This window comes from Bifidobacterium aemilianum, from assembly GCF_003315635.1.
GTDB lineage: Bacteria > Actinomycetota > Actinomycetes > Actinomycetales > Bifidobacteriaceae > Bifidobacterium > Bifidobacterium aemilianum.
Window position 1 is genome coordinate 132,719 of sequence record NZ_PDCG01000004.1, and the last position, 15,092, is coordinate 147,810.

At 62.1% G+C, this 15,092-nt stretch carries 9 protein-coding genes; 4 read left to right on the forward strand and 5 right to left on the reverse strand.

Going from position 1 to position 15,092, the window contains the following annotated elements; genetic code table 11:
* Positions 1-219: 219 nt before the first annotated feature.
* Positions 220-924 carry a TetR/AcrR family transcriptional regulator gene (locus tag CRD60_RS05680; protein WP_161522195.1) on the reverse strand — a complete coding sequence of 235 codons (705 nt, stop codon included), beginning with the start codon at positions 922-924 and terminating at the stop codon, positions 220-222.
* 170 nt (positions 925-1,094) lie between these two features.
* Between CRD60_RS05680 and CRD60_RS05685 the strand changes: the two genes are divergently transcribed.
* Positions 1,095-2,348, forward strand: coding sequence for an MFS transporter (locus CRD60_RS05685; protein WP_113860328.1), 1,254 nt, complete (start codon positions 1,095-1,097; stop codon positions 2,346-2,348).
* 21 nt (positions 2,349-2,369) lie between these two features.
* Complete coding sequence (locus CRD60_RS05690; protein ID WP_113860329.1) at positions 2,370-3,890, forward strand: alpha-N-arabinofuranosidase; 1,521 nt, start codon at positions 2,370-2,372, stop codon at positions 3,888-3,890.
* Between the two features lie 160 nt (positions 3,891-4,050).
* Here the strand turns inward: CRD60_RS05690 and CRD60_RS05695 are convergent, their stop codons facing one another.
* Both CRD60_RS05695 and CRD60_RS05700 read right to left on the reverse strand, forming a co-directional pair.
* Positions 4,051-5,037, reverse strand: coding sequence for a GMP reductase (locus tag CRD60_RS05695; RefSeq protein WP_113860346.1), 987 nt, complete (start codon positions 5,035-5,037; stop codon positions 4,051-4,053).
* A gap of 182 nt (positions 5,038-5,219) precedes the next feature.
* Positions 5,220-6,362 carry an inositol-3-phosphate synthase gene (locus tag CRD60_RS05700; protein WP_113860330.1) on the reverse strand — a complete coding sequence of 381 codons (1,143 nt, stop codon included), beginning with the start codon at positions 6,360-6,362 and terminating at the stop codon, positions 5,220-5,222.
* 278 nt (positions 6,363-6,640) lie between these two features.
* Between CRD60_RS05700 and CRD60_RS05705 the strand changes: the two genes are divergently transcribed.
* Complete coding sequence (locus CRD60_RS05705; RefSeq protein WP_113860331.1) at positions 6,641-9,010, forward strand: transglycosylase domain-containing protein; 2,370 nt, start codon at positions 6,641-6,643, stop codon at positions 9,008-9,010.
* 245 nt (positions 9,011-9,255) lie between these two features.
* On the opposite strand, the gene leuA is transcribed toward CRD60_RS05705, so the two are convergent.
* Together leuA and CRD60_RS05715 are read right to left on the reverse strand one after the other, a co-directional pair.
* Positions 9,256-11,172: a 2-isopropylmalate synthase gene (leuA, locus tag CRD60_RS05710; RefSeq protein ID WP_113860332.1), complete on the reverse strand. Its 1,917-nt coding sequence runs from the start codon at positions 11,170-11,172 to the stop codon at positions 9,256-9,258.
* A gap of 412 nt (positions 11,173-11,584) precedes the next feature.
* The gene (locus tag CRD60_RS05715; RefSeq protein WP_113860333.1) at positions 11,585-12,205 is read right to left on the reverse strand and encodes a DUF5701 family protein; all 621 of its coding nucleotides are present in this window, start codon (positions 12,203-12,205) and stop codon (positions 11,585-11,587) included.
* A gap of 1,108 nt (positions 12,206-13,313) precedes the next feature.
* Between CRD60_RS05715 and CRD60_RS05725 the strand changes: the two genes are divergently transcribed.
* Positions 13,314-15,092 (forward strand): InlB B-repeat-containing protein (locus CRD60_RS05725; RefSeq protein ID WP_161522196.1); only part of this gene is annotated, 1,779 nt, incomplete at its 3' end.

Here is a 15,092-nt window from a genome sequence, read left to right on the forward strand (position 1 = left end):
GAATGTGCCGCTGAGGGATAAAGATGGGGGATTGAATGATGTAATCGCTATACGGACAACTAGGGGGAGGGGAGGTATGAGCCGAGGTTGCAGTTGGCGATACTGGGCGGATTCCTGACGGCGGCATATGGCCATCAGGAAACACTTGAGAACGCTTAGGCACGCTTGGCAACACTTAGCAACACCTGCGTGCACCTGGGTTGGGTTCTGGCCACTTACCTAACGGCAGCTGTCCCATTCCGGCGAGGGGAACAGTACCGGTTCGGCCTTGGCCCACAAGTCGATGATGCTGTCGTGAGGGTTGGTGAGGGCCTGCACCTGCACCCCATCCATGGTGCAGTAGACCGTCCTGATAAGTCCCTCGAAGGCAGCGGAGTCCTGATAGCGTTCGGGCAGTTTCCACGGGATGCCGCTCATGAAGTCAAGCATGGTGTCATGCCGGCCCTGATAGTACTCGTGAGCAGGATGCGCGGGGTCATGGGCTTCAACGGCCAGTCGCATGAAGAGCATGACCAGTTCCATGCGTTGTGAGTTTTGCTTGACTATGCCCTCCAGGTATCGGGGCAGGCTATATTGTTGGTGACCCTTGCTGTCGCGGCCAACTTCCAAGGTACGCAATTCCTCTGCCGGCAGACTCTGCTCGAAGGAGAAGGCACCGTCATCATAGTAGGTCTCGATGATGAGGGCCAGCAGCTCCTCCCGGTTACTTACATAGTGGTAAAGGCCAGGCAAGGTGAGACCGACGGCATCAGCGATGGTTTGCATAGACACCCCATAGCTGCCGTAGTAGGCGATAAACCTGGCTGCCTCGCGGGCGATCTGCCCTCGCCTCTCCTCAGGCGACAACCTACGGTGGCTGTTGATGGGGCGAGCAACGCCCTGGGGACGTCGGGGCTTTGTGGGGTGCTGGCTTGGCGCGTTCATGATATACCCCATGCTATCGCAAGATTCCCACTGTCGCCGCGCGCCTCCCTCAAGAAGGCAACGCCGCAGACTTGCTTATTTAATATTTATAAGATATACAATAGTGCTGGAAGTATAGAGCTTCCTGCCGCGCGCAGCCGCTCGGCAACAACCACAAAGGAGTTCTGACAATGGCGCAGACTGATACGTTCACCAGACCAACCAAGCCCACACCCTTAGAAAAATACCGCTACTGTGCGGCATTCTTCATCTTCAACCTCTTCTGGATGATGGCACTGTCCATCGTGGCTTCGGTGCTACTCCCCCAGCGTCTAACCGATATCGCACCGGATTCAAAGGTCGCAATCTCAGGTGCCTTCAACGCCACCACGGCTCTCACCTCCCTGTTCGCCAACCTGATCGTCGGCAACCTCTCCGACCGCACCCGCTCCATCTTTGGGCGCAGGACCCCTTGGATCATCTCAGGTGGCGTGCTTGCCGGCATATCCCTTTTCCTGATGGGTGTGTTCACGCAGATCTGGGCCATTGGCGTGGTCTACTGCCTGGCCATGGTGGGCCTGAACATGATGATTTCGCCAGTCGTGGCATCACTCTCCGATCGAGTCCCCGACAACCAGCGCGCCACCATGTCGGCCTTCATCTCCGCCGGCAACATGGTGGGCAATTCCCTGGGCACACTCGTCGGCGCCCACTTCATCACCATGCAGGTTCCCGGCTGGATCCTATCCGGCGTGGTCATGGGCATCTCCGGTCTGGTGACCATCGTGGTCTGGCCCAATGAGCCCTCCGCCAAAGACCTGCCCAAGGTCGAAGCATCCTTCAAATCCCTGCTGGAATCCTTCCGTCCACCCCGCAACGCCCCTGACTTCTGGCTGGCCTTCGCCGGACGCTCACTCCTGCTCTTCTCCTACTACATGGTGCTCAACTACCAGCTCTTCATCCTGCAAGACTTTGTAGGCCAGTCCGTGGCCGAATCAGCCGCGACCATGTCGACAATGTCCATGGTGCTGATCGTGGTCTCCATGGTCGCCTCTTTGGGTGCCGGCCCCATCTCCGACAAGATCGGCCGCCGAAAAATACCGGTAGTCATCGCTTCCCTGCTCCTGGCCATCGGCTATACCATGCCTTGGATTCTTCACAGCGCCCTAGGCATGATTCTCTTCACCGCCATTGGCGGCTTCGGTTATGGTATGTACGGCTCAGTCGACCAGGCCTTGAATGTGGACGTGTTGCCAAACGCCAAGGAAGCAGGCAAGGATCTTGGCATCCTCAACATCGCCACGACACTGGGACAGATGGTCGGGCCCCTGGCCACATCCCTCATCGTCTCTGTGACCAACTCCTACCAGCTGGTCTTCCCCACGGCCATTGCGCTGGTCATCCTGGCCTGCATCTTCATCAGCCGTATCAAGTCAGTAAAGTAACATTCAGATACGAGGTAATCCATGACAATCCATATTGACCCCAAGGCCGGCAAGGGCACCATAAGCCCCCTCCTGCACGGCCAGTTCATCGAGTTCCTTGGCGAATGCATTGATGAAGGCCTATGGGTGGGTACCGACTCAGCCATCCCCAACACGGACGGCATCCGCACAGCGGCCCTGGAAGCCCTCAAGCGGCTGGCCCCACCCCTTCTGCGCTGGCCGGGCGGCTGCTACGCCGACACCTACCACTGGGAGGATGGTATAGGCCCCAGAGATCAGCGGCCCACCACATACAACGAGAACTTCGGCACGTTCGAGCTGGACAATCACGGCTTCGGCACCGATGAGTACCTGCACCTGTGCGAAACTCTCGGAGCCCAGCCCTGGATGAATGTGAATATGCTCTCCGGCTCAGTGCGCGAGATGCACGACTGGATGGAATACTGCAATCGAGCCGAGCCCACCGACCTGGCACGGCGGCGGGCGGCAAACGGCCACTCCGAACCCTATGGAGTGCGCTACTGGGGCCTAGGCAACGAGCCCTGGTGCGGCGGCGGCAACATGACCCCGTCCTCATACATGGACCTTTACCGGCTCTATGCCTCGGCCATGCCATCCTTCACCCACTCCAACGACGAGCCCAGCATGATGTACCCCATCGCCTGCGGACCCGACGGCAACAAGAGGGTAGAACGCGTGGAGTGGACCCGGCAGCTCTTCCAGGAGCTGGCCTCCTTCCGTCAGCCGCCCATCTCCGCCTACGACCTCCACTTCTACAACTGGAATATCGAGCATCCGGAGGATTCCTCCACGCAGTTCGACCAAGCCGGTTGGACACGTGTGGTCGAGGGGTGCCTGGAGCTGGAGGATATCATCGGCGAGCAGTGGGGTCTGATGCAGGCCGGTCTGGCAGCCATGCCCTACCCCGAAGCTGCCAAGGACCCGCGGCTGGAGTCCGTGGACCTGGTCATCGGAGAATGGGGCAACTGGCATCTGGATGCCTTCGAGGTGCGTCCGGCCTTGCGCCAGCAGGTCACGATGCGTGACGCCGTCACCACCGCCCTAACGCTCGACATCCTCCAGCGTTCCTGCGACAAGGTCAGCATGGCCTGCAACGCGCAGACCATCAACGTGCTCAACTCGCTGATCCTGACCGACGGCGACGCCACCATCCTGACGCCTAATTACGACGTCTTCATGATGTACCAGGGCCACCAGGGTGCCCAAGCGCTCGGACTGGACCGTCAGGATTCGCAAACCGGCGTGTACAGCTTCGCCTCGCTCAAGGACGGCCGGATTCTGGTCGATCTGACCAATGCAGACATGACCCAGGCGGTGGACCAATCCCTGACCTTGCCTGTCGACGCTCGAGTAGAGGACTTCCACTGCCTGACCAGCAACGACCCCCATCAGTTCAACGACAAGGCTGATCCCAATGCGGTCCGTGCCCGGCAGGTGGGTCTCGATGCCTCAACAGGCCGCAAGTTCACCGTCCACCTGGAGCCCGCTTCGGTCAACACCTTGACCCTGTCTTTGGTCTGACCCCTGCGCAAGGGCATTAGTGGCACATTTATGGCGTTATCTCGATTTTGATACCAAGAATGTGCCACTGACGGGTTTTGGGCCCAGATGGGGGGTAAGGAAGAGCCCGCCGGGCAGAAACAAGATCTGGCGGCGGGCTTCGATGTGGCTGTGGGCGACTTTAGTAGTTGTCGCCGTTGAGGACGGAGTTGTTGACGATCACGTAGTCGACGTGACGGATGTCCATGAGCTTGCGACCGCCAGCATAGGAGATGGAGGACTGGAGGTCCTGATGGATCTCCTGCAGGGTGTCGGCGATAAAGCCACGGTAGGGCAGCAGCATCTGCTTGCCTTCCACATTGCGGTAGGCACCCTTCTGTTTCTCGGAGGCCGAACCCCAGTACTGCTTGTAGGTCTTGCCGTCGATGGTGAGCTTGCCGCCGGGAGATTCCTCGTGGCCAGCCAGTAGAGAGCCGATCATGACCATGCTGGCCCCGAAGCGGATGGACTTGGCGATGTCTCCGTTGTAGCGAATGCCGCCGTCAGCGATGATGGGCTTCTTGGCGGCCTTGGCGCACAGACGCACCGCAGCCAGCTGCCAACCGCCTGTACCGAAGCCGGTCTTGAGCTTGGTGATGCACGCCTTGCCGGGACCAATGCCCACCTTGGTGGCATCCGCGCCGGCGTTCTCCAGCTCACGGACAGCCTCGGGAGTACCGACGTTGCCAGCGATTACGAAGCTGCCGGGCAGGGCCTCCTTGAGATGGCGAATCATCCGAATCACTGAATCGGAGTGGCCATGGGCAATATCGATGGTCACATATTCAGGCACGTCGCCTGCGGCTGCCAGTGCGTCCACAAAGTCGTGCTCACCCTGCTTGACACCCACACTAATCGAAGCGAAGAGATCCTTGTCATGCATGGCCTTGACGAAGTCCTGGCGGGTCTCCGGCTGGAAGCGGTGCATCACGTAGAAGTAGCCGTTCTCCGCCAGCCAGACAGCCAGGGACTCATCAATGACCGTCTCCATATTGGCGGGGACAACAGGAATCTTGAAGCTGCGCGGTCCAAAGGTGACCGTCGTGTCGGCCTCGGACCGGCTGGCGATGATGCACTTATTGGGTATGAGTTGAACATCTTCATAGTCAAACACTTCTGAAGGGATCATGATGACCATCTCCTCTGCTGTCGGCGGCCCAGCTTAGCAAGCACCCTCAGAAAACCCGGCGATCTCGCACATAAACAAGCAGGGGATGCAAGCCACTGAACCGAACTTGATGGCTTGCATCCCCTGTGGGGTGTTGCTGCGGCCTGGCGCTGGGCTAGAGGCAGGCCGCAGGCGGCGCAGGGTCAGGCGTGCCAGACGTCCTTGCCGTGTTCCTTGGCGGCCTTGATGTCGGCGTCCAGGGAGGCCTCATCGGCTTCGACCTTGCCTGCGATGTAGTCCTCGACCAGCTGGCGGGCCTCGTTGTCCTCGTGCTGCACGGCAGGGGACTTCATGAAGTAGGAGGAGGGGGCCAGGATGGGGCCGGCCAGGTGGCGGTCCAGGGCGATCTTGGCGGCGCGCACGGCGTCGATGACGATACCGGCCGAATTGGGGGAATCCCAGACCTCCAGCTTGTACTCCAGGTTCAGCGGCACGTCGCCGAAGGTGGTGCCCTCCAGGCGCACGAAGGCGAACTTGCGGTCGTCGAGCCAGGCCACATAGTCCGAGGGGCCGATGTGGACGTCACGGTCCTCCATCTCGTGGGGAACGATCGAGGTGACGGCGCGGGTCTTGGAGATCTTCTTGGACTCCAAACGCGAGCGCTGCAGCATGTTCATGAAGTCCATGTTCCCGCCCACGTTCAGCTGGTAGGTGCGGTCCAGGCGCACGCCACGGTCCTCGAAGAGGCGGGCCATGGTGCGGTGGGTGATGGTGGCACCCACCTGGCTCTTGATGTCATCGCCTACGATCGGCACGCCTGCATCGCGGAACTTCTGGGCCCAGACCGGGTCGGAGGCAATGAAGACCGGCAGGCAGTTGACGAAGGCGCAACCAGCATCCATGGCAGCCTGGGCGTAGGCCTTGTCGGCCTCCTCGGAACCCACTGGCAGGTAGGAGACCAGGACATCGACCTTCTGGTCGCGCAAAACCTGGGCCACGTCGACCGGCTGGGCCGGGGACTCCTCAATCATCTCGGCGTAGTACTGGCCAATGCCGTCGTAAGTGGGTCCACGCTGCACCTCGACACCCAGGCTGGGCACCTGGGCGAAGGTGATGGTGTTGTTCTGCGAGGCGCCGATGGCCTCGGACAGGTCCTTGCCGACCTTGAGGGAGTCCACGTCGAAGGCGGCGACGAACTCAATGTCGCGCACCCGGTAGCCGCCAAAGTTGGCGTGCATGAGACCGGGGATCTTCTGATCGTCGGCCGCATCCTTGTAGTACACGACCCCTTGCACCAGCGACGAGGCACAGTTTCCCACACCTGCGATTGCCACACGAATGCTCATTCGAATCCTCCACGTCCGCCAGCCCCGGGCCAGTCTGTACGACCCGGTCGCCGACACCTTTGCTGTGCGTTTACCAGCAACAAGCATAGCCTTCAACGGTGAGAAAAGCGTGGAGGGGCTGGCAAACAGGAGCGATCGCGCGGGTGGGTTCGCCCAGGACACCCTGGGGGTCCGGCGCGGATTCTGCCGGGCTCCACGCTGAGGGCAGAACTGTGCATTTGGTAAACGTTCTCGCTTTGGCCTTCCGCCGGCCAGCCCCTGCGGTTACCGTGGTTGGCATGCTTGTGAATCATGATGGACCAAGGCAGCACGGCACAAGGTCCGGCTCCACCAACAGCAGCGGGGAAAGAAGGGCGGTAGGAAGCGCGGGGAAGGGCAGGGCGGTCTCCGGCTCCGCCGGCTCATCCGCCAGGGGGAACGGCAGGACGGCCAAGGCCGGCGGCCGGGTGTCAGGGCCCCTGGCCTCCAAGACCAAGCCCGGCCCCCGTTCCGGCGGTCCGGGGGGCAGAAGCCATGGTAAGAACACCCCCAAGCGCCGGCATAGGGTCCTCAAGTGGGTGTTGGGCATCCTGGGCCTGCTGCTGGTCGCAGGCATCGCGGCCTTCGCATACCTCTATGTGACTACGGAGGTGCCGCCCCCGGAGAAGTTCGCCATGGCCGAGAAGACCACGGTCTATTACGCCGATGGCAGCACCGAACTGGGCTCCTTCGCCGAGCAGAACCGCGAGATCATCAGCTGCGAGGCCCTGCCCAAGCAGCTGGGCCAGGCGATCGTCTCCTCGGAGAACCGTTCCTTCTATAAGGACAAGGGCATCGACCTCAAGGGCATAGGCCGTGCCCTGCTCAACAACCTCACCACCGGTTCGCGCCAGGGAGGTTCCACCATCACCCAGCAGTATGCCGAGCGCTATTACCTGGGTGAGACCACCTCCTACATGGGCAAGCTCCATGAGGCCTTCCTGGCCTTGAAGATCACCCAGTCCCAGGGCAAGGACCAGGTGCTGTGCAACTACATGAACACCATCTACCTGGGGCGTGGGGCCTACGGCATCCAGGCGGCCGCCAAGGCCTACTTCAACAAGGACGCCAAGGACCTGACGATATCCGAATCGGCCATGCTGGCCGGCATCATCCCCGCCCCCAGCAACTGGGATCCGGCCTTGAGCCCCAAGCAGGCCGAGTCACGCTTCAAGCGGGTCATCAACATCATGAAGGAGGACGGCTACATCTCCGCCAAGGAGGCTCGGGAAGCCAAGATGCCGCAGACCGTGCCCTATTCCGCCCAGAACGTCTACGCGGGCCAGCAGGGCTACCTCCTGCAGATGGTCCGCAACGAGCTGATCGACAGCAAGGCCTTCACCAAGGACGACCTGGACACCGGCGGCTACAAGATCACCACCACCATAGACAAGGGCCGGCAGGACCTCATGTTCAAGGTCGCCTCCCCCTCCCAAGACGGCAATGGCGTGGTGCCCGAAGGCCTGCAGGTGGGGTCAATGTCCGTCAACACCAAGGACGGCTCCATCATATCCCTGTATGCCGGCGACGACTACCCGACCACGCAGCTCAACAACGCCACCCAAGCCCTCTACGAGCCGGGCTCCACCATGAAGCCCTTCGCCCTGCTGGCCGCCGTGCAAGCCGGGGTGAACCTGAACACGACCTTCAACGGCAACTCACCAAGGGTCTTCGAGAACATCAGCTCGCCAGTGCAGAACTACGGCAACCGCAGCTACGGAGCCACCAACCTCTACAACGCTACGGCCAACTCGATCAACACGGTATACATGGACCTCCAGCAGAAGCTGGGCGCCAAAACCGTGGCGCAGACGGCCAACATGGCGGGCATCAGCCCCAAACGGGTCTCGGGCGACAATCCCTTCACCGTGCTGGGCAACGATTCCGTCCACATCACGGACATGGCCCAGGCCTACGCCACCATCGCCAACCGGGGCAACAAGCCCATCCTGCATATCGTTGCAGCCGTCAAGGACCCGGCCGGCAAGGACATGTACAAGGCACCGACCACCGGCAAGCCGGTCTTCACCGCCAACGACACGGACCTGGTGGCCAAGGCCATGACCGGCACCGTCCAATACGGCACCGCGACCGAGGTTCGCAGGGTCGGGCACCCTGTGGCAGGCAAGTCCGGCACGGCCAACGACAACACGGCAGGCAGCTTCGTGGGATTCACGCCCAGCGTGCTCAGCGTCTTCGCCGTCTGGAACCCGGGAGCCGACGGCAACCCCCAGCCCGTGCCGGCCTTCGGTCGCTTCACGGACAGTGCCGACTACCCAGTGCACATGTTCACCGAATATATGACCCAGGCCCTGGCCGACGCTCCTGTCGAGAACTTCCCGGTAGCCAAGGACACCGGCAAGATCGGCGGACCCGATGGTAGTTGGGGCTACGGGGGTGCCAGCAACTGGAGCCACCAGAACCAACAGCGCAACACCGAGAAGCCCCAGCAGCAGGGCTTGCCGCAGGAGGAGCAGCACCAACCGCAGCCGCAGCAACAACAACAGCAACAGCCCCAGCAGGAACAGCAGCAGGGCTCACAAGGGGCCGCACCCGAGGTGAAACCCAACGAGCATGGTGGGGCGACCGGTGGCAATGGCGGCCCCCAACAGAACAGCGGCGGCCAGTAGCGGGGACGGCGCCTCTGGGGGCGAAGCCGGCCGAAGCCGCCCCGCCCCAACCGACGCCGGTGCCCGCGATGGCACACACGCCGCCAGGCCGGGTCATACCAGCAGCGGCCAGCGGTCGGGGTTCGCGGTGCCCGAGCCGCCAGCACACGGTTCAGCCATCATTCATACAGGGAGGGCCTGTCACGAAGCATTGCCCGTGACAGGCCCTCCCTGTATGCGACCAGGCGGCGGCAACCGCCGGGCCCTTAGCGCTGGGCGCGGTTGATGGCGGAGATGATGGCCTTGAGGGAGCTGGTGGTGATGGACGAATCAATGCCCACACCCCAGATGATCTTGGACTGGCCCTCCTCGCCGATCTGGCATTCCACATAGGAGGCGGCCATGGCGTCGGTGCCCTCGGTCATGGCGTGCTCCACATAGTCCATGACGGAGACCCTGATGCCCAGGTTCTGGAGGGCATTGAGGAAGGCGGCCAAGGGGCCGTTGCCCATGCCGGAGATCTCATGCACCACCGTCTCATCGTCCGGCCCGATGCCGCAATCGCGCAGGCTGGCCTTGAGCACAGTGTCGGAGCCGTCCTCGCCCGAGGAGACGGAGACCTTGAGGAGCTTGAGCCGCCCCCACTGCTCCAGGCTCTCGTCCCGGCTGTCCTGCACGACGGCGCCGGCAGCCACCGCGCCACCCTCCTCGACGGGCAGGTACTCGTCCTTGAAGAGCCGCCAGATGTCCTCGTCCTTGACCTCCATCTTGATCCGGTCCGCGTAGTCCTGCACAACCCGGTCGAACTCGACCTGGAGGCGCTTGGGCAGGTCCAGGTTGTGGTTGGTCTTGAGCAGGTAGGCCATGCCACCCTTGCCAGACTGGGAATTGACCCGGATTATGGCCTTGTAGGAACGACCGATGTCCTTGGGGTCGATGGGCAGGTAGGGCACCAGCCACAGGAAGCCGTCCAGGTCGGCGTGGGCCCGGTCGGCCGCCTGCTGCCTGGCCTCCAGCCCCTTCTTGATGGCGTCCTGGTGGGAGCCGGAGAAGGCCGTGAAGACGAAGTTGCCCGCATAGGGATGGCGTTCGGAGATGGCCAGCTGGTTGCAGTACTCGACGGTCTTGCGGATCTCGGGCACGTTGGAGAAGTCCAGTTGGGGGTCGATGCCCTGGGTGAGCAGGTTCAAGCCCAGGGTCACCAGGTCCACATTGCCGGTGCGCTCACCGTTGCCCAACAGGCAGCCTTCGATCCGGTCCGCCCCGGCCAGAATGCCCAGCTCGGCGGCTGCCACGGCCATGCCCTCATCGTTGTGGGGGTGCAGGGAGAGGACCACCGAGTCGCGGTCCTTGAGGTTCTTGGACACGTACTCGACCTGGTCGGCGAAGACGTTGGGCGTGGTCATCTCCACCGTGGCCGGCAGGTTGATGACCATCTTGTGGTCGGTCGTGGGCTTGATGACGTCGATGACGGCGTTGCAGACCTCGACCGCATAGTCGGGTTCGGTGCCGGTGAAGGACTCGGGCGAGTACTCGTAGCAGAGGTCCGTATCGCCGGCTGCCCCCTCCAGCTCCTTGCAGAGGCTGGCGGCGTCGGTGGCCAGCTGCTTGATGCCAGCCTTGTCCTTGCGGAAGACGACCTCGCGCTGGAGCACTGAGACGGAATTGTAGAAGTGGACGATGGCCCGCTTGGCCCCGCGCAGGGCCTCGTAGGTCTTGCGGATCAGATGCTCACGGGCCTGGGTGAGGACCACGATGGTCACGTCGTCAGGGATCAGCTCACGTTCGATCAGCAGGCGGATGAAGTCGTAGTCGGTCTCGGACGCGGAGGGGAAGCCCACCTCCACCTCCTTGAAGCCCATGGCCATGAGCAGGTTCCAGAAGCGCAATTTGCGCTCGGAGTCCATGGGGTTGACCAGGGCCTGGTTGCCGTCCCGCAGGTCAACTGAAACCCAACGGGGGGCGCGTTCCAGCCGCTTGGAGGGCCAGGTGCGCTCCGGGTAGTCGAAGGGGATCTGCTTATCGTAGGCCGCGTACTTGGTATAGGGCATCTTGCTGGGCTTCTGCGGTGAGCCCACGAACCGTGTGGGAGGCAGCAGCAGGTCGTTGTTCCCTCCATTGGACTGCGCGGCCACAGCCGCGAGATCGAATACCGATGACTGCGGTGTCTGATCCTGACCCATCAACTCCTCCTTCTATGTTCTCCAGGCTCCCGGAAGCACTCGGCCCAGGCACCATGTTCCATGGGCGGCGCTGGCCTCACCAGCGCAGCGGCCGCACAGCCCCGCATGGGTCTGTGTCTGACAATCCTAGCTGCTGTGGGAAGAAAATCCCGGTCATATCCGTTATATGACCCTTGCGCAGCGCCGGTGCGGCCTTGCGGGCCTGGGGAGCCGGAGGTCACGCAATCCGCCCGGCTTACCGGCGGGCGGGGTGGGTTCGCCGAACGGGTGGCAAAGCCTTGACTCATGAGCGGTCTGCCCTGATTCCGGCCCGGGTGAAGGTCCTACCAATGCACCAGCAAATCGCCTGGCCAACGCCAGGTCCGCACCCCCCCCCTCGCACAGGGGAGCTGTGCTGCCGGTCCTCCTGCTCCTATTGGAACAGGGAGACACCGCGCCGGGCCAGGCAGTATGCGTTGCCCAACCAGGTGTGGCGGGAATTGGGCCAGACCGCCCCCAGCCGGGGCGCGTTCTGGCTCATCCAGATGCTGGGCACCCGACCATCGTTGGACCGTGAACCGAGCAGGTTGAAGCCGTTCTTCCTGACCAGCCAATCGGGGTGCTGGGTGGCGATGGCCAGGCCCTCCTCCAGGGTGAGGGGGGTGCGTTCGTCGGAGTCGATGAGTTTGCGGGCCACGTCCGGCTCCCGGTTGACATAGGCCGTGCCCGTATGGGGGTCGATGGCCAGGTAGAAGGGCCCCTCGGGCGGCTCGAAGCCCGGTTGGGGCAGAAAGGAAGCAATGTCGCGCGGGGGCATGGTAGTGAAGCCGGCCTGGCGGTTGATGCTGGTTCTGGCGATCAGCGACTCGGGCGAGACCAGCTCGTGGGTGGGCACCAGCAGGATGTTGGAACCCAGGTCGGAGCCCTCCAGGGCCGTGATCAGCGGCTTGGCGAGAGCCCGGAAGGCTGCGTCGCTCATGTCGGCCACGTCCGGGTAGCCCAGAGCCACGATACGGTCCAGTTGCTTTTGCGCTTCTCTTGATGCCTTCGACATACCTCCAGTATGGCACGGTTTGGGGCCAAGCAGGCAGATACACTCCCTTTCCCACTCCACGCCGTTCCAGCCCAATCACTTGACCTGTTTTTGCCCTTATGCCGACAGTGGCCCCTCGGAGCTGGCGTGTTCAACAGACAGACCCACCCGAAAGACGCACGATTGGCTGCATGCCACGGCAACGAATCCGCCCCCCCCCACCGACTCGGCCATGTACCAAGCCCAGCTGCCGTTCAGCTTTCGGTGGTATATTGTGCCTCAATAAGACCCATAGGCTCGTCTATGTCTGAAATCACGGGGGAAGACTCAGACAACAACACCCATACAGGACCACCGACAATGCCCGCCCATATCAGGGCTCACAGGCTCGTCGCAGTCCTCGGTTGCCCGCCCATGTGGATCTGCAGTACGAGAGACTATTGAAGGAACCTGAACACCGATGATGAACACTGTGCTACGTACCTTGACCGCGGGCCTGCTCTGCCTGGGCATCGCCGCGCCCAATGGAGCAAATATCGCCCCCCCCCCCCTAGAGGAGACTAACCCCACCAACAACACTTCAACACCAGGCAAACCCTCCAAAACACCCCACCGGCACAATACCTCAACGACGAGCAGGACCAACAGCCCAGCCCACAAGAGCGTGGTTACACTAAGCAAAACAACTTCAGGAAAGACCACAAACGGCATAACCAAGACCAGCACCTCCAGCATTCAGGGCCACATCAATCGGATCCATCTCATATCAGACACCCAACCCACACCAAGACAGGCACCGGAACGGACAAGCCAGACAAACCTCTCCGGCACACCGGCAGACAGCGGCACCGGCAGTTCGACTAACATCAGGCCCACACCCTCAGACGGAGGGAACAGCGGCGACAAGGACATGAACACAGCCGGGAAACCTGTAGCATCCCATAGCGGCACCTCTGGAAGTAAGCCCTCCGATGGCTCACCGGCCACGCCACCGAATGGCCAGCTAGGCCTGGCACCCGAAAACGGGCTCGGCCTGGCGCACGACACCCTTGGCCTGTCCCCACGTGGCAATCACGGTCTGGTACGGGGTCTCGGTTGCATCGCAGACTACAACACATTCAGCGACTGCATGCCAGACCCCAACCTCGCCAAGGCGGTGGCCGAAGCCCTTCATGGAGTCGGCACCGACCCGGACACCACGACCATCACCAGTGCCGACCTGGCCACCACCAGTCTGAACCTCAACGGCAAACACATAGCTAATCTCTATGGCATCCAGGCTTTCACCAAGCTTACTAAACTCGACCTCGGCAGCAACGATATCACTGATGTAAGCCCCCTAGGCACCGGCTCCCTGTCCAAACTACGGAAGCTCTGGCTCGACCAAAACCACATCACAGACCTGATGCCCTTAGGCAATCTGTACCCTCAAGGCAACAGCGGCCCAGCCGCCAGACTGCCTGCTTTAGCCTCACTGGATGCCACTGGACAGTCCATTGTCAAGCCCGACCTGCTAGCCGATCCGACCCAATCACTAACTCTTGGACCCGCCAAAGCAACTTACCTTTACGACACCTACTTCGCCGTACCCAGTACTGACTCAAATTACGGCGGGCGTGTCCCCATACCACCAGCAACCTCACCCCTTACAAATGTCACTTGGATATCCAGCATAGGCAGTATCTTCAATCCCAGAAATTGGCCCACTGGTCATCCATCCATCACTAATACAAGCCCCGCAGCTGGAGCGGGCACCATGGTCTGGGCTCAACGCAAACCTGGCACCTATACCTTCGGCTTCAGTTTACTGGGCGACCCGGGCCTACCCGCTAATAGCAATGGTGTTGCGATGAATTTCTCTGGTTCTTTTACGCAAAAAGTCTATAAATACACAATCACCTTCGACCCGCAGAACGGGCAGCCGGTCTGGACCGAACATGTCGGAAACAAAGGCACCCGGCCTTCACCCGACCCGACCAGGCCTGGCTATCAGTTCATGGGCTGGTGGACCGCGCCCACCGGCGGCAGCCTCTGGGACTTCAATGACGATTTGGGAGAAAGCCGCACCCTGTACGGGCAGTGGGCCAAGATCCCCACAGTAACCTTCCATCCGGGCAACGGTGACCCGGACACCAGCGTCACCCTACCTACCGTGGGCTCCACCACGGCCAGCGTCATGCCGGCCACACCCTCCAAACCCCATCAGGCCTTCGCCGGCTGGTTCACCGCACCCAGCGGCGGCACTCTGTGGAGCACCGGCACACCCGTGAATACGGACCTGGACCTGTACGCACGATGGGTGCCCATCAGACACACCGTGACCATCGACCAGAACGGCGGCCACGGCGCACCCACCAGCCTGACCGTGAACGAGGGACAACCCATCGGCACGCTGACCACCAGCAAGGAGGGCCACCACCTGACCGGATGGACCGACACGGCCACCGGCAACCCCTGGAACACCATGAGCGACCCGGTCCTGGCCCCCATGACCATCAAGGCGAAATGGGAAGCCGACCAGTACACCGTGCGCTTCGCCAACCCCGACAGCAACACCACGCCACCGGCCGACCAGAGCGTGCCCTTCGGATCGGGACCCACCTACCAGAGCGCCCCCACCGCGCCCAACTACCCCAACGAGGAGCCACCCGCCTTCGACGGCTGGTACACCAGCGGCAACCACCGATGGAGGTTCGGCGTGGACACCATCGGCCACGACCAGGTGGCCGACCCCCACATCATGGTCCTGACCGCCCACTGGACCCACCGCGTCAAGATCAGCTACGACCTGGGCCAGGCGGCAGGCGACCTGAGCATCACGGCCCAGACCATCGACAAGGACACCACCCTGAACGCCCCCACACCGGGCGCCTGGAGCCACGGCACCTTCAACGGCTGGTACACCGAC